An 18,570-nucleotide genomic window follows, 5' to 3' on the forward strand; every position below is an offset into this window, starting at 1 on the left:
GCGCGCCTCCCCGTTCGTCCCGGAAGGACTCTTCGTGCTCCGCACCCACACCGCCGGCTCGCTCCGAGCCGAGCACATCGGCACCACCGTCACCCTCACGGGCTGGGTGGACCGGCGACGGGATCACGGTGGGGTGGCTTTCATCGACCTGCGCGACGCCTCGGGCATCGCCCAGGTCGTCATTCGTGACGAGGCCGTGGCCCACGGGCTCCGCAACGAGTACGTGCTGCAGGTGACCGGCCAGGTCGGCCGGCGCCCCGAGGGCAACGAGAACCCCAACCTCGCCACGGGCGAGATCGAGGTCGTGGCCGACGACGTCGTGGTGCTCAACGAGGCGGCGCCGCTGCCCTTCCAGGTGTCGTCCGCGCTCGACGAGTCCATCGGTGAGGAGGCGCGCCTCAAGCACCGCTACCTCGACCTGCGCCGCCCGGCCCCCGCGCACGCGATGCGGCTGCGCTCCAAGGCGAACCAGGCCGCGCGCCGCGTGCTCGACGCGCACGACTTCGTCGAGATCGAGACGCCGACCCTCACGCGGTCCACGCCCGAGGGCGCCCGGGACTTCGTCGTCCCCGCGCGACTGGCGCCCGGATCCTGGTACGCGCTGCCGCAGTCGCCCCAGCTGTTCAAGCAGCTGCTCATGGTCGCGGGCATGGAGCGCTACTACCAGATCGCCCGCTGCTACCGCGACGAGGACTTCCGCGCCGACCGGCAGCCCGAGTTCACCCAGCTCGACGTCGAGATGAGCTTCGTCGAGCAGGACGACGTCATCGCGCTGGGCGAGCAGATCCTGGTCGCCCTGTGGGAGCTGATCGGGTACACGATCCCCGCCCCGATCCCGCGCATGACGTTCGCCGACGCCATGAACCGCTTCGGCAGCGACAAGCCCGATCTGCGGTTCGGCCTCGAGCTCGTCGAGCTGACCGACTACTTCACCGACACCCCGTTCCGGGTCTTCCAGGCGCCGTACGTCGGCGCCGTGGTCCAGCCTGGCGGCGCGTCGACGCCGCGCCGTGGCTTCGACGCCTGGCAGGAGTGGGCCAAGCAGCGCGGCGCCAAGGGCCTCGCCTACGTGACCGTCTCCGAGACGGGCGAGCTCGCCGGCCCGGTCGCGAAGAACCTGTCGGAGGCCGAGCGCGCCGGGCTCGTCGAGGCCGTCGGCGCCAAGCCTGGTGACGCTGTCTTCTTCGCCGCGGGCAAGCGCACCCAGGCCCAGGAGCTGCTGGGCGCCGCCCGGCTCGAGATCGGGCGCCGCGCGGGCCTCATCGACCCGGACGCGTGGGCCTTCGTGTGGGTCGTCGACGCCCCACTGTTCAAGCCGACCGGCGAGGACGACGACGTGGCCGTCGGCGAGGGCGCCTGGACTGCGGTGCACCACGCGTTCACGTCCCCGACGCCCGAGTGGATCGACACGTTCGAGCAGGACCCGGGCTCGGCGCTGGCCTACGCCTACGACATCGTGTGCAACGGCAACGAGATCGGCGGGGGCTCCATTCGTATCCACCGCCGGGACGTGCAGGAGCGCGTCTTCCGGATCATGGGGATCGGCGAGGAGGAGGCCCAGGAGAAGTTCGGCTTCCTGCTCGACGCCTTCCAGTTCGGCGCGCCGCCGCACGGTGGGATCGCGTTCGGCTGGGACCGCATCGTCGCCCTGCTGACCCGGTCGGAGTCCATCCGCGACGTCATCGCGTTCCCGAAGTCGGGCGGCGGCTATGACCCGCTCACGGGAGCCCCGGCCCCGATCACGGCCGCGCAGCGCCGTGAGGCCGGCGTCGACGCCAAGCCGAAGCCCGCGGCCGTCGAGGCGGAGTGACCCGGGGCTGACCAGCGCGCTCTGCGGGGCCGGGAACCGCGTCACGCGGGTCCCGGCCCCTCAGCGTCGGCTCGATGGGCTCAGCCCGCCCGAGGGCGGCGAACGCCCGGACTAGAAGAGCGTGTCAGCGGTCCACGGGTCCACCGGGTCGGTGACCGCCGCAGCGACGAGGGGCGCCGCGCCGGGCGCCTCGTCGGAGGACGCACCGCGGGACGCGGCATCGTGGGGAGCGGCATCGCTGGCGCTCTCGGCGGGCTGCGGGGCGCCTTCGCGCGCCGCCGGCGCCCATGAGGAGGCGCCACGGCGGGGCGCGGGCTCGTCGACCCCGCACAGCACCCGCCCGGCGTACCCCACCAGAGAGGTCAGCTCGAGGGCGGCGAGGGCTGCGGTGACCTTGCCATGGTCCAGCGGCAGGTGGCCGACCCCGGCAGGCTCCCAGCCCAGACCCAGGGGGATGTCGGTGCGCATGGTCATGATCTCGACGTTGCCCCAGAACGCGGCCCGAGCCTCTGGGCTGGCCAGCTTCCCGACGACGGCCTTGCCCACCTCTGCGGCCACCCGCGCGCCGGCGTTCGTGTCGATGTCCGCGAGCGCGGCCTCGACGCTGCCGAAGGCGTTGAGCAGCTTGGTGGCGGTCTTCTCGCCGATGCCCCGTACGCCGGTGAGGTTGTCGGAGGTGTCGCCGCGCATCGCCGCGTACTGCCGGTACTGGCCGGGCTGGATGCCGATCATCATCGTCAGCCGCTCGGGGGTGAGGAGGGGGGAGGCCTCGATGCCGCCGTTGATGACGCGCAGCACGGAGGTGCTGGGGTCGATGAGGCCGAAGGAGTCGCGGTCGGAGGTGACGACGACGGTGGACCAGCCGGCGGCCCGGGCCTGCGCGGCCGCTGAGGCGAGGACGTCGTCGGCCTCGAGGCCCTCAGGGACCACGACCTCGACGCCGGCGTCGCGGAGCAGGTCGGCGGTGAGCTGGAGCTGGTGGACGAGCTCGGGGGCCTTGGGGCCGCGTGTTGCCTTGTAGTGGGGGTGGGCGGCCTTGCGGGCGCTGGTGGTGTGGTCGTCGAAGCCCACGACCAGGGCGTCGGCGCCGACCCGGTCGACTGCGCCGAGCAGCTGCGACACGAAGCCCTTGACGGCCCAGGTCGGGCGCCCGTCGCGGGTGGCGAGCTGGGTGCCGAGCAGGGCGTGGAACGAGCGGTGGACGAGGGAGTTCCCGTCCACCGCGAGGAGGGTGCGTGTCGCGGTCATGTCTCGGCTCTGTCGCAGGAGGGGTGTCGCAGGGTGCGCTGGGGTGTCAGTGGGTGATGGAGAGCTTGTCGTAGACCCGGCGCAGGAACGCTGGCGCCCACCAGTTGACGTTGCCGAGGATGGTCATGGTGGCGGGGACGAGCAGCATCCGGACGATGGTGGCGTCGATCAGCACGGCGACGGCGAGTGCGAAGCCGACCTCTTTGATGACCAGGAGCTTGCCGGCGATGAAGCCGGCGAAGACCACGATGATGATGAGCGCGGCGGAGGTGATGATGCGTCCGGAGCGTTGCAGGCCGAGTCGCACCGCGTCGTCGTTGGACAGGCCGGCGTCGTGGAGCTCCTTGATCCGGGAGAGCAGGAAGACCTCGTAGTCCATGGCCAGGCCGAAGGCGAACGCGACGACGAGGGCCACGACGTAGGTCTCGATGCCGCCGGTGGACGTGAAGCCCAGGAGGCCGGAGAGGTGGCCGTCTTGGAACGCCCAGACAAGAACGCCCAGGGAGGCCGCGATGGACAGCGCGTTGGTGAGGAGCGCCTTGATGGGGATCGCGACGGATCCGGTCATGAGGAACAGCAGCACGAGGGTGGCGACGGCGACGATGCCGATGGCCCACGGCGCGCGGTCGGCGAGCGCGGCGGTGAAGTCGATCTGGCCTGCTGCCTGTCCTGTGACCCAGCTGGGGAATGGCGGGTCGAGGTCTCTGATCTCGCGCACGACGTGCTGGGAGGTGCGGTCGCCAGGGTCGCTGGTGTCCGGGCGCACCCCGATGACCACGTAGGAGCCCATGGGGGTGGGCGTGTCGACCGAGGCGACGTCGTCGAGGGTGGCGATGTCGCCGGCCCAGGCGGTGGCCTCGTCGAGGGACGCCTCGGCGACGACCGTGACGGCCGCGGAGGTGGCCGCCGGGTAGTCGTCGGCGAGGGTGGTGACGTAGTCGCGCTGGGTGCTGCCGATGGGGAGCAGCTGGGTGGTGGAGTTGCGGAGCTCGATGTGGGCGAGGGGGGAGGCGAGGGCGCCGAGCAGGACGACGGTGCCGAGCACGACCCACCAGGGGTGGCGCTGCACCCTGGCGGCGAGCCGGGAGAAGGCGCCCTCCTCGGAGCGGACGTCGGCGGTGTGCCGGAGGATGCCGCGGGCGCCAGGGACCTTGGACAGCAGCCCTGGGCGTGCGAGGCGCCGGCCGAAGATGACCAGCAGCGCGGGGACGAGGGTGAGCGCCGTGGCGACGGCGACCAGCACGATGAGGACGCCGGCCGCGCCGAAGGCCCGCAGGATCTCGGGGCGGAAGGCCAGCAGGCCGGCGATCGAGATGGCGACCGTGAGCGCGGAGAAGGTGACGGTGCGCCCCGCGGTGGCCATGGTGCGGGTGAGGGCGGTGACCACGGTGCCGTCGCCGCGGCGGCGCCGGGCGCGCTCCCCGCCGTCGTCGTCGACGAGGTGGTGCAGCTCCTCGCGGAACCGGGAGACGATCAGCAGGCCGTAGTCGATGCAGAGCCCGAGTCCGAGCAACGTCACGACGTTGACCACGGACGAGTCGAGGTCCATCACATAGGAGATGCCCAGCAAGGCCCCGAGCCCGAAGGCGATGGACGCGATCGCGCCGACCATCGGCATGGCCGCGGCGAGGAACCCGCCGAAGACCAGCACCATGATCGCGAGGGCGACGGGAAGGGCGATGGCCTCGCCGGTGGCGAGGTCCTTCTCGACCTGGCTGGTGATGGCCTCGAAGATCAGGGTGGTGCCGCCGACGATGCCGGTCGCGCCCGGGGCGACCGCCTGCAACGTGCCCGGGAGGGTCTCGAGCACCTGCTCGACCTCGTCGAGCGCGACCTCCTCGTCCTCGGGGGACAGGTCCGGCTCGAGGGCGACGACGATGAGGAACCCGTCGCCGTCCTTGGCGATGAGCGGGGCGGCCGCGGGGTTGGCGGCGCCGTTGGGCAGGGCGAGCGGGTCGATGACGGACGCGACCCCGGGGATCTGCGCCAGCTCGTCGCGCGCGGGGGCCAGCGCCGTCGCGACCTCCGGATCGGCGGGATCGACCCCGCTGACCGCCAGATTGAGGACGGCGCCCGAGCCGTCGGCCTCGGCGAGGATCTCGTCGGCCTCGGCGCTCTGCGATCCGGGCACGGCGGGCGCGCCGGTGGCGAGCCTGTCGAAGAGGCTCTCGCCGTGGACGCCGAACACGGCGAGGCCGAGCCCGAGTGCGGTGAGGACCACCCAGACCAGGATGGTCAGTCGTGGGTGGTGGGCGACGCGGCGGCCGAGGCTTTCGAACACGCGGGCCAGCATCGCAGCATCGAGCCTCGGCGCGCACATCTGGGGGCGTGGTGGGACCTGTCGGGGGACGTGCGTAGGCTCGCGCCATGGACCTGTTCGACTCCGTCATCTCGACGGGGCAGGGGATCCCCGCGCCCGGCGCCGGCTCCCCCCTCGCCGTGCGCATGCGACCGCGCACCCTGGACGAGGTCGCCGGGCAAGGGCATCTGCTCGTGCCCGGGTCTCCGCTGCGTCGGCTCGTGGAGCCGGGCGACGGGGCTGCACGGCGCGCCGCCCCGAGCTCGGTGGTGCTGTGGGGGCCGCCCGGCACAGGCAAGACCACGTTGGCCTACCTCATCGCGACGACGTCGGGGCGGCGTTTCGTCGAGCTCTCCGCCGTGACGGCGGGCGTCAAGGACGTGCGCGCGGTCATCGAGGCCGCCCGCCGCCGGCTCGCCTCGGACGGGTCGGAGACGGTCCTGTTCATCGACGAGGTGCACCGCTTCACCAAGGCCCAGCAGGACGCGCTGCTGCCGAGTGTGGAGAACCGCTGGGTGACGCTCGTGGCCGCCACGACCGAGAACCCGAGCTTCTCCGTGAACTCCCCGCTGCTGTCCCGCTCGTTGCTGCTGACGCTGCGCCCGCTCGAGGTGGAGCACGTGCGGGCCCTGGTGCGCCGCGCGGTGGCCGACGAGCGCGGGCTGGGCGGCGCCGTCACGTTGGCGGACGACGCCGAGGAGCACCTGCTGCGACTGGCGGGAGGAGATGCCCGCAAGGCCCTGACGATCCTCGAGGCGGCCGCCGGCGCGGCCCTGTCCGACGGGGCCGATCGGGCTGACGGCGACGAGCCGGCGCCCGTGGGCATCGACCTGGCGACGATGGAACGGGCGATCGACGTGGCCGCGGTCCGCTACGACCGCGACGGCGACCAGCACTACGACGTGATCAGCGCTTTCATCAAATCGATGCGCGGATCGGACGTGGACGCCGCGCTGCACTACCTCGCTCGGATGATCGCCGCGGGGGAGGACCCGCGGTTCATCGCCCGGCGCATCGTCATCGCCGCCGCGGAGGACGTCGGGATGGCGGACCCGAGCGCGCTGCAGACGGCGGTGGCCGCCGCGCAGGCGGTCGCGCTGATCGGGATGCCCGAGGCCAGCCTCATTCTCGCCGAGGCGGTCGTCCACCTGGCCACCGCCCCCAAGTCCAACGCGTCCTACAAGGCCATCAACGCGGCGCTGGCCGACGTGCGCGCCGGGCGCATCGGCTCGGTGCCCGACCACCTGCGCGACGCGCACTACCCCGGGGCCGGCGCCCTGGGCCACGGCCGCGGGTACGTCTACTCGCACGACGAGCCGCACGCCGTCGCGGCCCAGCAGTACCTGCCCGACGAGCTCGCGGGATCGCGCTACTACCAGCCGTCCGACCGCGGGTTCGAGCGCTCCGTGACCGACCGCCTCGAGCGGATCCGGTCCATCCTCGACCAGGGCCGCTGACAGCGCCGCCCTTGCCGTGGCGGCCGATTGGGCCGTGCGGCGTCCCAGCCGGTAAGGTGGACCGGTCGTCAGGCGCGCATGCGCCCTGCGACCACCCTGGGGCCTCAGCCGCTACCACCAGGAACCTCCCTCAGCAGGATCAGGGGAGTGCCTGGCGTCCATGGTCGGCCCCACCCCGCGACACAGCTCCTGTGCGCGGGTGTGACGTCTACAACGACAGGAAGTACATCTGTGAGCAGTGTCACCCGCTCGCGTCGCCAGGTGCGCCTCTCGCGCGCCCTCGGCCTCGCGCTGACGCCCAAGGCCGTCAAGCACTTCGAGAAGCGCCCCTACCCCCCGGGCGAGCACGGCCGCGCCCGTCGCCGCACCGAGTCCGACTACGCGGTCCGTCTGCGCGAGAAGCAGCGTCTGCGCGCGCAGTACGCGCTGCGTGAGAAGCAGCTCGCCCGTGCGTACGAGGACGCCCGCAAGGCCCCGGGCCTGACCGGTGAGGCTCTCGTCGAGAACCTCGAGACCCGCCTGGACGCGCTCGTCCTGCGCGCCGGCTTCTCCCGCACGATCCTCCAGGCCCGCCAGACGGTCGTGCACCGCCACGTCCTCGTCGACGGCAAGATCGTGGACCGTCCCTCGTTCCGGGTGAAGCCCGGCCAGACGATCCAGATCAAGGCCAAGAGCCAGGCCACCGTGCCGTTCCAGGTCGCCGCCGCCGGCGCCCACCGCGACGTGCTGCCCACGCTCCCCGGGTACCTCGACGTGCAGCTCGAGAAGCTGACCGCCGTGCTCGTCCGCGCCCCCAAGCGCGCCGAGATCCCCGTGACCTGCGAGGTCCAGCTGGTCGTCGAGTACTACGCCCGCTGACGCGAGCCGCTCGTCATCCGAACGCCCCGTGTGCGCCGGCCTCTCGGCGCACACGGGGCGTTCGGCTGTCCGGGTAGGGTTTCGCAAGGCCGGGCGACTGCCCGGCACCGACGCACCCCGGCGCCACCGTCCACCAGGGACACGCCGGCGCCGGCGGCATAGACGATCCGGGCCTGGGCCCAGGGAGGACAGCACATGTCACTCGGAGACGTGGCGAGCCTGATCGCCGCGATCGCGTTCGTGCTGCTGGTCGGCCTGCTCGCGCTGCCGTTGGTCAAGCTCGGCAAGGTCCTCGACGAGACGAGGGCCTCCGTCAAGGAGCTCACCGACCACACCCTCCCCGTGCTCGACGAGACCGCCAGCGTCGTGGCGTCCACCAACACCCAGATCGAGCGCGTCGACACGATCACCACGTCGGCGGCCCAGGTCTCGGAGAACGTCTCGGCGCTCACCTCGCTGTTCGCCGCGACGGTCGGCTCGCCCATGATCAAGCTCGCCGCGTTCTCCTACGGGGCACGGCGGATGTTCTCCGGGGCGGCGGACGGGCTGCGGGGCAAGCGATGAGACGGCTGGTATGGGTGGCCGTCGGCGTCGGCCTGACCATCGTGGTGATCCGCAAGGCCGGTGACGTCGTCGACCGCTACGCCCCGCCGGGAGCCCGGCAGGCCGCCGGCGCGCTCAACCAGGCCACCACCGTCGCGAAGGGGGCCAAGGCCGAGTTCCTCGCCGCGATGCGCGAGCGCGAGGAGCAGCTGCGCCGGGACCTGGTCGGAGACGTGGACGTCGACGCCGTTCGCGAGGACCGCGCCAAGCACCGCGCCTCGCAGGCCGAGACGCGGCGGCAGCGAGCGGCAGCCCAGCGCTGGGCCGACGAGCCCACCGAGGACCCCGAGGACGACGCGAACGTGCCCTACTCGTTCTTCTGACGGGCGGGGCGGAACACTGGGGCGGCTCCGAGCGCTGCACCACATGAGGAACGACGGCTGGCCCCACGGCCGGCTTCACCGGAAACACGAACACCGAGGACATCATGCGCACCGCCGAGATCCGTAAGCGTTGGCTCGACCACTTCGAGGCCCGCGGCCACACCGTCGTGCCGTCCGCCCCGCTGATCTCCCCGGATCCGTCGACCCTGTTCGTCATCGCCGGCATGGTGCCCTTCATCCCGTACATGCTCGGCGAGCAGACCGCGCCGTGGCCGCGCGCGACCAGCGTGCAGAAGTGCGTGCGGACGCTCGACATCGAAGAGGTCGGCAAGACCACCCGGCACGGCACGTTCTTCCAGATGAACGGCAACTTCTCGTTCGGGGACTACTTCAAGGAAGAGGCGATCACCTTCGCCTGGGAGCTGATCACCAACCCCCAGGACCAGGGCGGCTACGGCTTCGACCCCGAGAAGATCTGGGTCACCGTCTTCCACGACGACGACGAGGCAGCCGCGCTCTGGAAGAAGATCGCCGGGATGCCCGACGAGCGGATCCAGCGACGCGGCATGAAGGACAACTTCTGGTCCACCGGCGCCCGGGGACCGGCGGGGCCCTGCTCCGAGATCTACGTGGACCGCGGACCCGCGTACGGCGCCGAGGGCGGTCCCGTCGTCGACGAGGACCGGTACATCGAGATCTGGAACCTCGTGTTCATGCAGTACGAGCGCGGCGATGGAGGCGGCAAGGACGACTTCCCGATCCTCGGCGAGCTCAAGCAGAAGAACATCGACACCGGCATGGGCCTCGAGCGCGTCGCCTACCTGCTGCAGGGCGTCGACAACATGTACGAGATCGACGAGGTCTTCCCGGTCATCCAGGCCGCGCAGGAGCTCTCCGGCCGCCGCTACGGCGCCGACCACGAGGACGACGTGCGGATGCGCGTCGTCGCCGACCACGTGCGCAGCGGGCTCATGCTCATGGGCGACGGCGTCACGCCCTCGAACGAGGGCCGCGGGTACGTGCTGCGCCGCCTGCTGCGCCGCGCGGTCCGCGCGATGCGGCTGCTCGGCGTCGACGAGCCGGCCCTGCCGTCGCTGCTCCCCGTGAGCAAGGACGCGATGAGCGCCTCCTACCCCGAGCTCGCGCAGAACTTCGAGCGGATCAGCCGGATCGCCTACGCCGAGGAGGACGCGTTCCGTCGCACCCTCGTCGCGGGCACCACCATCCTCGACACCGCGGTGCAGGAGCTGAAGGGCTCGCAGCCGACGGCCGACGCGCGCCCGCTGCTCTCCGGCGCGCAGGCCTTCCAACTGCACGACACCTACGGCTTCCCGATCGACCTGACCCTCGAGATGGCCGCCGAGCAGGGTGTGGCCGTCGACGAGACCGCGTTCCGCTCCCTCATGCAGGAGCAGCGCCAGCGCGCCCGCGCCGACGCCCTGGCCAAGCGCGCCGGGCGCGCGGACACCGCCGCCTACCAGGAGCTGCACTCCACGCTCAGCTCCTCGCAGGGCGGCCCGGTCCAGTTCCTCGGGTACACCGACCTGACCTCGCGCTCGCGCGTCGTCGGGCTGCTCGTCGACGGCGTGCCCGCCCCCGCGGCGGTGGCCCCCGCCGACGTCGAGGTCGTGCTCGACCGCACCCCCTTCTACGCCGAGGCCGGCGGCCAGCTCGCCGACCACGGCGTCATCGTGCTCGACGGCGGCGCGCGGATCGAGGTCGACGACGTGCAGGCGCCGGTCAAGGGCCTGTCCGTGCACCACGGCCGCCTCGTGGACGGGACGCTGACGGTCGGCGAGTCCGGCACGGCCACGATCGACGTCGCGCGCCGCAAGGCCATCAGCCGCGCCCACACGGCGACGCACATGGTGCACAAGGCGATCCGCGAGGCGCTGGGCGACACCGCCACGCAGGCCGGCTCGGAGAACGCCCCCAGCCGCATCCGCTTCGACTTCCGCTCGGGCGCCGCGGTGCCCGCCGGCGTGCTGTCCGAGGTGGAGGAGCGGGTCAACACCCAGCTCGCCGAGAACCTCGAGGTCACCGACCAGGTCATGCCGATCGCCGAGGCGCGCGCCCTCGGCGCGATGGCGCTGTTCGGGGAGAAGTACGGCGACCGCGTCCGCGTGGTCTCGATCGGCGGCGACTGGTCCCGCGAGCTGTGCGCCGGGACGCACGTGCAGAGCTCGGGGCAGCTGGGCCTCGTGACGCTGCTCGGCGAGGCGTCCATCGGCTCGGGGGTGCGCCGCATCGATGCGCTCGTCGGCGCCGGAGCCTACGGCTTCCAGGCCAGGGAGCACGCGCTGGTGGGGCAGCTCAGCGGCCTGCTGGGCTCGCGCCCGGACGAGTTGGGCGACCGTGTCTCCTCGCTGCTGACCCGGCTCAAGGAGTCGGAGAAGGAGCTCGCCGCGCTGCGCCAGGCGCAGGTGCTCGCCGGCGCCGCGGCGCTCGTGGCGTCCGCCTCCGACGTCGACGGGGTGCGTGTCGTCGCCCATGACGCGGGCGAGGTCGGCTCGGCCGACGACCTGCGGACGCTGGTCCTCGACGTGCGCGCGCGCCTCGGAGACTCCACGCCCACGGTCGTCGCCGTCGGCGGCGTCAGCAAGGACCGGCCCGTCGTCGTCGTCGCCACCAACGCCCCGGCACGGGAGCGCGGCATCCGCGCGGGTGTCCTGGTCAAGAGCGCCTCCGGCGTGCTCGGCGGAGGAGGCGGCGGAAAGGACGACCTCGCGCAGGGCGGCGGCTCGGATGCGGCCAAGCTTCCCGAGGCGCTGGACGCGGTCCGCTCCGGGGCGCGTGCGGCGGGCTGACGTGGGCGACGAGCTCGTCGTCCGGGGCGCCCGACTGGCGGTCGACGTCGGCAGCGTCCGAGTCGGGGTGGCCGCCAGCGACCCGGACGGCCTGGTGGCGACACCGGTCGAGACGCTCGCCCGCGACACCCGTCGTCCCGCGCCCGGCGCCCTGCCCACCGACTTGGCCCGACTGGTCGACGAGGTCACCGAGCGACCGGCGGCCGTGGTGTACGTGGGGCTCCCGCGGCATCTCTCTGGCCAGGAAGGCGCGGCATCTGCTGCCGCACGCGCGTACGCTGTGACGTTGGCGCAAGCGATCGCACCGGTTCCGGTGCGGCTCGTGGATGAGCGGATGAGCACGGTGTCCGCCCATCAGGCGCTGCGAGCGGCCGGCAGGTCGAGTCGCCATCACCGGCAGGTCGTCGACCAGGCGGCCGCGGTGGTGATCTTGCAGACCGCGCTCGACGCGGAACGCGCCACGGGCCACCGGCCCGGCGAACGGGTAGTCGTCCCGATCGCAGGCGCCTCCGACGGGCGCGAGGGGGGCTGCGGGGTCGAGCAGGACCAGCAAGCAGAGAGTCTGCCTGCCCGGCAGCATGCCGACGACGCACCGGAGGGTCGACCAGGTGAGTGACCTCTTCCTTGGGACGGTGTCCCAGCACGAAGCCGAGCAGCCGCTCCCGACCCGCAGGAGCCGTTCCCGGCAGGACGGCAAGGCGCGCCGCAATCGGCAGCGTCGCAACCGCCGCCGTCGTTCTGTGCTCGTCATCATCATGGCGATCTGCCTCGTCGGCGGCGCCGGGTACGTCGTGACCAGCATCTTCAGCGACTTCTTCGGCGGCCTGTTCGGCGGCTCCTCGGACACCGCGGAGATCTCCGATTACGAAGGCCCGGGCACCGGCGAGGCAACGGTCACCGTGGTCAGCGGCGACACCGGCGGCGCCATCGGCGAGAAGCTCGTGGAGGCCGGCGTCGTGGCGACGACGTCCGCCTTCACCAAGGCCTACGCTGCCAACCCGCTTGCCACGCAGATCCAGCCCGGCGCCTACAAGCTGCGCCTGCAGATGCGCGCGTCAGACGCGGTCGACGCGCTGCTCGACTCCGCGAACCGGGTGTCGCTCAAGGTCACGGTCAACGAGGGCCTCGCGATGTCGCAGATCTTCGAGAAGGTCTCCGGCATCACGGCCATCCCCGTCGCGGACCTCGAGGCTGCCGCCGCGGACCCCGCGGCACTCGGCCTGCCCGCCGAGGCGAACGGCTCGCTCGAGGGGTGGCTGTTCCCCGCCACCTACCAGATCGAGCCGGGCGCCACCGCCACCGCACTTCTCTCGCACATGGTCGGGAAGACCGTCGAGGTGCTCACCGCCAACGGCGTCCCGCAGGACCAGTGGGAGACCGTGCTGATCAAGGCCTCGCTCGTGGAGCGCGAGGGCAAGTCCCCCGAGGACAGGGCCAAGATCGCGCAGGCGATCGAGAACCGTCTGGACCGGGGCATGCGGCTGGAGATCGACGCCGTCCTCGCCTACGGGCTCGGCAAGCCCGGCACCGCGCTGACGAACGCCGACAAGGAGGTCGACAGCCCGTTCAACTCGTACCGGAACATCGGCCTGCCGCCGTCCCCGATCGCCTCGCCTGGCGAGGTGTCGATCCAGTCCGTGATGAACCCGACGCCGGGGCCGTGGATCTTCTGGTGCACCGTCAACCTGGAGACCGGGGAGACGAAGTTCGCCGAGACCTTCGGCGAGCACCAGCAGAACGTTGCGGAGCTGCGTGCCTGGGAGGCAGCGAACTCCAAGTGACCGCGACCTCCTCCGCGCCGCAGCCGGCGCGCCGGGCCGCCGTGCTCGGGCACCCCATCGCCCATTCGCTCTCCCCGACGCTCCACCGCGCCGCCTACGCGGCGCTGGGCGTGACGCACTGGCGCTACGACGCCGTGGACGTCACCGAGGACCAGCTCGAGGGCTTCGTCGCGGCACTCGGCCCCGAGTGGGCCGGGCTGTCGCTGACGATGCCGCTCAAGCAGACGGTCCTGCCGCTGCTCGACCACATCGAGCCGCTCGCCGAGGTGGTCGGCGCCGTCAACACGGTGCTCATCCAAGCCGGCGGGGGAGGGCGGCCCATCCTCACCGGGGCCAACACCGATGTGCACGGCCTGGTCGCGGCGCTGCGCGAGGGGCTGCCGAGCGCGGAGGCGCCCGGCGCGACCCGCACCGCCGCGGTGCTGGGCGCCGGAGCGACGGCCGCCTCCGCCCTCGCGGCGCTCGCCCAGCTCGGCTGCACCACCCCGGTGGTGTACGTGAGGTCGATGGGCCGCATCGGCTCCCTGATGCGCTCCGCCCACCGGATGGGGGTCGAGCCCCGGTACGCGCTCCTCACCGCGGCAGCCGCGGAGATCCCGCGCGCCGACCTCGTCGTCTCGACGCTGCCGCCACGGGCTGCCGACCAGATCGCCGCCGAGCTCACCGCCGCAGGCGCGCGCGCCGCGGGTGTCCTGATCGATGTCGCCTACGACCCGCGGCCCACCGAGCTGTCCACGGCATGGGCAGCCGCGCACGGCGTCATGGTGCAGGGGGAGCGCATGCTCCTGCACCAGGCAAGCGAGCAGGTCCGGCTCATGACCGGGCATCCGGCGCCGCTGGCAGCGATGGACGCGGCGCTCACCGCCCGACTCGTCTAAGAGATCACCCCGCCGGGGCTCACGCTCGCGGGGCAGCCTGCCGATCAACTCAACGGGCATCACGCGCGAACCCGGCGCGACCCGGACGAGAGGACGATCGGTGAAGCAGCTCGGCGAGATCCTGCTGGACGAAGGACTGGTCACCGAGGCCCAGCTGATCGCGGCGCTCGACGAGCAGAACAGCCGTGGGCAGTCGATGGGCCGCACGCTGGTCGAGATCGGGGTGCTCACCGAGGGGCAGCTCGTCTCGGCGCTGGCGCGGCAGGTCGGCATGGACTTCATTGACCTCGACGAGTACCCCGTGGACCGCGTCGCGGTGGCGCTGGTCCCGGCGAGCCTGTGCCGGCGGTACACCGTGCTCCCGGTCAGGCTCGAGAACGGCACGCTCATCCTCGCCACGGCCGACCCGGGCAACGTGGTGGCCGTCGACGACGTCCGCACCGTGTCGGGCATGCAGGTGCGCCCCGTGGTGGCGACGTTCGACAACCTGTCCCGCGCGATCGACCGGTTCTGCCGCGCCGACGGCGAGATGGAGGACCTCTCCTCGGCGTTCGAGGAGGAGTCGCGGCAGACAGCCGCCGAGGCAGACCTGTCCCGGATCGGCGACTCGATCGACGACGACGCGCCCATCGTGCGGTACGTCAACCTGCTCGTCACCCAGGCCATCACCGACCGCGCCTCGGACATCCACATCGAGCCCACCGAGCACGACCTGCGCGTGCGCTACCGCATCGACGGCGTGCTGCACGAGATGCAACGCTCGCCCAAGCAGATCCAGGGCGGCGTGATCAGCCGCGTGAAGATCCTGTCCGACATCGACATCGCCGAGCGCCGCAAGCCGCAGGACGGGCGCATGTCCGTGAACCACAACGGGCGCAAGATCGACCTCCGCGTGGCGACGCTGCCCACCGTGTGGGGCGAGAAGATCGTCATGCGTATCCTCGACAACTCCACGGCGAGCCTGGACCTGCGCGACCTGTCGTTCCTCGACGAGAACTACGCCACGTACCACGAGGCGTTCACCAAGCCCTACGGGATGATCCTGGTGACCGGCCCCACCGGCTCCGGCAAGTCCACGACCCTGTACGCGACGCTCAACGCCGTCTCCAAGCCGGAGATCAACGTCATCACCGTCGAGGACCCCGTCGAGTACCGGCTCGCGGGCATCAACCAGGTGCAGGTCAACCCCAAGGCCGGCCTGACCTTCGCTGGGGCGCTTCGCTCGATCCTGCGCTCGGACCCCGACGTGGTGCTGCTCGGTGAGATCCGCGACCACGAGACCGCGCAGATCGCGATCGAGGCGGCCCTCACCGGCCACCTCGTGCTGTCAACGCTGCACACCAACGACGCCCCGTCCGCCGTGACCCGGCTCGTCGAGATGGGCATCGAGCCCTTCCTCGTCGGATCCGCGCTCGACGCCGTCGTCGCCCAGCGCCTCGCGCGCAAGCTCTGCGACAAGTGCAAGGTGCCGTACACCCCCTCCGAGGTGGAGATGGTGGGCGCCCGCTTCCCCTGGGTGCCGGGGGAGCCGATCCCCGAGCTCTACCGCCCTGGCGGCTGCGTCACGTGCTCGAAGACGGGTTACCGCGGGCGCATCGCGCTCCACGAGGTCATGCGCGTCACCGAGGACATCGAGCGGCTCGCTGTCGCGCACGCCTCCGCCGCCGAGATCGGCGCCACCGCGCGCAAGCAGGGGATGATCCAGCTCCGCGACGACGGCTGGCACAAGGTCGCGCTCGGACAGACGTCGATCGAGGAGATCCTGCGCGTCGTCGCGTGATCGTCCGGTTTGTCTCTCAAGGGGCGCCAGCGCTCCGCCGATGAACCCCATGACGGCCGTGCAGGCCTCGCGCAGTGTGCGCTGAACGTGCCCAGAGGTGGAGGCAGTGCTGTGAACAATCCGTACTGGAGCCCGGCAGGTCAGCCGGCAGGTCAGCCGGCAGGGCCGCCGGCGACCTTCCTGCCTGCTGGGCCGCCGCCCCCGGCTCCGGCCATGCCGGCCGCGGCCCCGGTGGCGCCTGCGGCCCGGCCGGCTGTGCCCGCTCAGTCCCCGGTCCGGGACCGCGCGGCGCGCGTGGGGATGAGCCAGGCCCGCGAGACCGAGGACGTGGCACTCGACGGGGCGTTGATCGAGATGATCCGCCTCGGCGCCTCGGACATGCACCTCACGGCGGGAGCCCCACCGATGGTGCGCCTGGCGGGCTCGCTCCGCCCGCTGGACAACTTCGAGCAGCTCGAGGCCGAGTCGCTGCGCCGCACCATCTACAACATCCTCACGCAGCGCCAGCGGGAGAAGTTCGAGGCCGAGCTCGAGCTCGACTTCGCCTACTCGGTGCGGGGGCACGCGCGGTTCCGAGTGAACCTCTACGTGCAGCGGGAGTCGATCGGGGCCGCGTTCCGTGTGATCCCCTACGAGATCAGGCCGCTCGAGGCACTTGGTGTGCCGAACGTCGTCGGCAACTTCGCCGGGCTCCCGCGTGGTCTGGTGCTCGTCACCGGCCCCACAGGCTCCGGCAAGTCGACCACCCTCGCCGCCATCGTGGACCTCGCGAACCGCACCCGCGAAGACCACATCATGACGGTCGAGGACCCGATCGAGTTCCTGCACCGGCACAAGAAGTGCCTCATCAACCAGCGTGAGGTCGGCGCCGACACGCACTCATTCGCCAACGCGCTCAAGCACGTGCTGCGGCAGGACCCCGACATCATCCTGGTCGGCGAGATGCGCGACCTGGAGACGATCTCGGTCGCGCTGACAGCGGCCGAGACCGGTCACCTCGTCTTCGCCACCCTGCACACCCAGGACGCGGCCCAGACGATCGACCGCGTGATCGACGTCTTCCCCTCGCACCAGCAGGCGCAGGTGCGCACCCAGCTCGCGGGCGCGATCCAGGGCGTCGTCTGCCAGACGCTGTGCAAGACGGCCGACGGACGCGGCCGCGCCGTCGCGACCGAGGTGATGATCGCGACACCCGCCATCCGCAACCTCATCCGCGAGGGCAAGACCCACCAGATCTACTCCTCGATGCAGGCTGGCACGGAGCACGGCATGCACACGCTCGACCAGAACCTCGCGGACCTGGTCAAGAGCGGCAAGATCACCTACGAGGTGGGCATCGAGAAGGCTCACCACGTCGAGGACTTCAACAAGCTCGTGGGCCGCACCGCTCGCATGAACCAGGGAGCCGCCATGCTCAACAACGGCGCCCTCGGGGCTCAGGGCTTCGGCGGGGGGTTGAGCTGATGGCCATCGCGCGCACCTACGAGTACGCGGTCCGGGACCGCAACGGCAAGACGGTCAAGGGCCGCATCGACGCTCCCAACGAGGGCGCCGTCGTCAATCGCCTCCGCACCATGGGCCTTGCCCCCACGTCCATCACCGAAATCACGAACACCGGTCTCCAGCGCGACATCAAGATCCCCGGGATGGGCGAGAAGGTCGGGCTCAAGGACCTCGCCGTGATGGCCCGGCAGATGGCCACGATGATCTCGGCCGGTCTCTCGCTGCTGCGGACGCTCTCGATCCTCGCCACGCAGACCGAGAACAAGATGCTCGCGAAGGTGCTGAACCAGACGCGGTCGGACGTCGAGGCTGGCGGGTCGTTCTCGGAGTCCCTGGGACGGCACACGACCGTGTTCCCCCCGCTCATGATCAACATGGTCAAGGCGGGTGAGGTCGGCGGCTTCCTCGAGCAATCGCTCCAGTCGATCGCGGAGAACTACGAGTCGGAGGTCAAGCTCCGGGCTCAGATCAAGTCGGCGATGACGTACCCCGTGATGGTGTTCGCCATGGCGATCCTCGCCGTCGTGGGCATGCTGCTGTTCATCGTCCCGATCTTTGAGCAGATGTTCACGGACCTGGGGGGGAGCCTGCCCTGGGCCACGCAGATCCTTGTGCACTTGTCGAGCATGATGAAGTGGCTCGGGCCGCTCCTCCTGGTCGTGATCGTGGCCTTCAGCGTCTGGTGGGGGAAGCACAAGAACGACGACGCCGTGCGCTCCAAGGTGCAGCCGGCGTTGCTGAAGATGCCGATCTTCGGGCCGTTGTTCCAGAAGGTCGCGTTGGCCCGGTTCACCCGGAACTTCGGCACCATGATGGGCGCCGGCGTCCCGATCCTGCAGGCGCTGGACATCGTGGGGGAGACGAGCGGCAACTGGGCGATTGAACGAGCCGTGAAGGATGTGCAGGAGAGCGTCCGCACCGGCCAGTCGCTCGCCGGGCCGCTCGCCCAGCACCCGGTGTTCCCGCCCATGGTGGTGCAGATGGTCGCCACCGGCGAGGACGCCGGGGCGCTCGAGACGATGCTTGCGAAGATCTCCCAGTTCTACGACGAGGAGGTCACCGCCACGACCGAGCAGCTGACCTCTCTCATCGAGCCGCTGATGATCGCCATCCTCGGCGTGATCGTGGGCGGGATGATCGTCGCCCTGTACATGCCGATCTTCTCGATCTTCACCCTTGTGGAGTGACTTCTTCCTCACGTGCGCTTTATGTCCGAAACCGGG

At 71.4% G+C, this 18,570-nt stretch carries 14 protein-coding genes; 12 read left to right on the forward strand and 2 right to left on the reverse strand.

Annotated features, from left to right (window positions below):
• Positions 1–34: 34 nt before the first annotated feature.
• Positions 35–1,810: an aspartate--tRNA ligase gene (gene aspS, locus NP064_RS07830; RefSeq protein WP_227569190.1), complete on the forward strand. Its 1,776-nt coding sequence runs from the start codon at positions 35–37 to the stop codon at positions 1,808–1,810.
• A 111-nt stretch (positions 1,811–1,921) separates the two neighbouring features.
• On the opposite strand, the gene NP064_RS07835 is transcribed toward aspS, so the two are convergent.
• Positions 1,922–3,058 carry a 5'-3' exonuclease gene (locus NP064_RS07835; protein ID WP_227569060.1) on the reverse strand — a complete coding sequence of 379 codons (1,137 nt, stop codon included), beginning with the start codon at positions 3,056–3,058 and terminating at the stop codon, positions 1,922–1,924.
• Between the two features lie 46 nt (positions 3,059–3,104).
• Positions 3,105–5,351 (reverse strand): MMPL family transporter, encoded by a 2,247-nt coding sequence (locus NP064_RS07840; protein ID WP_227569061.1) that lies wholly within the window; start codon positions 5,349–5,351, stop codon positions 3,105–3,107.
• A 74-nt stretch (positions 5,352–5,425) separates the two neighbouring features.
• On the opposite strand from NP064_RS07840, the gene NP064_RS07845 reads away from it, so the two are divergent.
• The 11 genes from NP064_RS07845 (at position 5,426) to NP064_RS07895 (ending at position 18,534) form a co-directional block, all read left to right on the forward strand.
• Positions 5,426–6,814 carry a replication-associated recombination protein A gene (locus NP064_RS07845; protein ID WP_227569062.1) on the forward strand — a complete coding sequence of 463 codons (1,389 nt, stop codon included), beginning with the start codon at positions 5,426–5,428 and terminating at the stop codon, positions 6,812–6,814.
• A gap of 231 nt (positions 6,815–7,045) precedes the next feature.
• Positions 7,046–7,672: a 30S ribosomal protein S4 gene (gene rpsD / locus NP064_RS07850; RefSeq protein WP_227569063.1), complete on the forward strand. Its 627-nt coding sequence runs from the start codon at positions 7,046–7,048 to the stop codon at positions 7,670–7,672.
• 195 nt (positions 7,673–7,867) lie between these two features.
• Positions 7,868–8,236, forward strand: a complete 369-nt coding sequence (locus tag NP064_RS07855) for a DUF948 domain-containing protein (protein WP_227569064.1) — start codon at positions 7,868–7,870, stop codon at positions 8,234–8,236.
• Positions 8,233–8,598, forward strand: coding sequence for a hypothetical protein (locus NP064_RS07860; protein WP_227569065.1), 366 nt, complete (start codon positions 8,233–8,235; stop codon positions 8,596–8,598). The genes NP064_RS07855 and NP064_RS07860 overlap by 4 nt, the downstream gene beginning before the upstream one ends.
• 104 nt (positions 8,599–8,702) lie before the next feature.
• Positions 8,703–11,405: an alanine--tRNA ligase gene (gene alaS / locus NP064_RS07865; RefSeq protein ID WP_227569066.1), complete on the forward strand. Its 2,703-nt coding sequence runs from the start codon at positions 8,703–8,705 to the stop codon at positions 11,403–11,405.
• A 1-nt stretch (position 11,406) separates the two neighbouring features.
• Positions 11,407–12,021, forward strand: a complete 615-nt coding sequence (ruvX, locus tag NP064_RS07870) for a Holliday junction resolvase RuvX (RefSeq protein ID WP_227569191.1) — start codon at positions 11,407–11,409, stop codon at positions 12,019–12,021.
• On the forward strand, positions 12,014–13,186 hold the full coding sequence (gene mltG, locus NP064_RS07875; protein ID WP_227569067.1) for an endolytic transglycosylase MltG: 1,173 nt from the start codon (positions 12,014–12,016) through the stop codon (positions 13,184–13,186). The genes ruvX and mltG overlap by 8 nt, the downstream gene beginning before the upstream one ends.
• A complete protein-coding gene (locus tag NP064_RS07880) occupies positions 13,183–14,064 on the forward strand; it encodes a shikimate dehydrogenase (RefSeq protein WP_227569068.1) in 882 nt (293 codons plus the stop codon). Before mltG ends, NP064_RS07880 begins: the two co-directional genes overlap by 4 nt.
• A gap of 100 nt (positions 14,065–14,164) precedes the next feature.
• Positions 14,165–15,844: a GspE/PulE family protein gene (locus NP064_RS07885; RefSeq protein WP_227569069.1), complete on the forward strand. Its 1,680-nt coding sequence runs from the start codon at positions 14,165–14,167 to the stop codon at positions 15,842–15,844.
• 213 nt (positions 15,845–16,057) lie between these two features.
• Entirely contained in the window at positions 16,058–17,308 is a 1,251-nt protein-coding gene (locus NP064_RS07890) for a type IV pilus twitching motility protein PilT (RefSeq protein WP_227569070.1), read from the forward strand.
• Entirely contained in the window at positions 17,308–18,534 is a 1,227-nt protein-coding gene (locus NP064_RS07895; RefSeq protein ID WP_227569071.1) for a type II secretion system F family protein, read from the forward strand. Before NP064_RS07890 ends, NP064_RS07895 begins: the two co-directional genes overlap by 1 nt.
• Positions 18,535–18,570 lie beyond the last annotated feature (36 nt).

Source organism: Cellulomonas chengniuliangii, assembly GCF_024508335.1.
GTDB lineage: Bacteria > Actinomycetota > Actinomycetes > Actinomycetales > Cellulomonadaceae > Cellulomonas_A > Cellulomonas_A chengniuliangii.

What these genes read in the sequence shown, in the direction of transcription:
- NP064_RS07860 (WP_227569065.1), top strand. Translation starts at nt 8,233, where the DNA reads ATGAGACGGCTGGTATGGGTGGCCGTCGGCGTCGGCCTGACCATCGTG.
- NP064_RS07855 (WP_227569064.1), top strand. Translation starts at nt 7,868, where the DNA reads ATGTCACTCGGAGACGTGGCGAGCCTGATCGCCGCGATCGCGTTCGTG.
- NP064_RS07840 (WP_227569061.1), bottom strand. Translation starts at nt 5,351, where the DNA reads ATGCTGGCCCGCGTGTTCGAAAGCCTCGGCCGCCGCGTCGCCCACCAC.
- NP064_RS07845 (WP_227569062.1), top strand. Translation starts at nt 5,426, where the DNA reads ATGGACCTGTTCGACTCCGTCATCTCGACGGGGCAGGGGATCCCCGCG.
- NP064_RS07890 (WP_227569070.1), top strand. Translation starts at nt 16,058, where the DNA reads ATGCCGGCCGCGGCCCCGGTGGCGCCTGCGGCCCGGCCGGCTGTGCCC.
- NP064_RS07895 (WP_227569071.1), top strand. Translation starts at nt 17,308, where the DNA reads ATGGCCATCGCGCGCACCTACGAGTACGCGGTCCGGGACCGCAACGGC.
- NP064_RS07835 (WP_227569060.1), bottom strand. Translation starts at nt 3,058, where the DNA reads ATGACCGCGACACGCACCCTCCTCGCGGTGGACGGGAACTCCCTCGTC.
- alaS (WP_227569066.1), top strand. Translation starts at nt 8,703, where the DNA reads ATGCGCACCGCCGAGATCCGTAAGCGTTGGCTCGACCACTTCGAGGCC.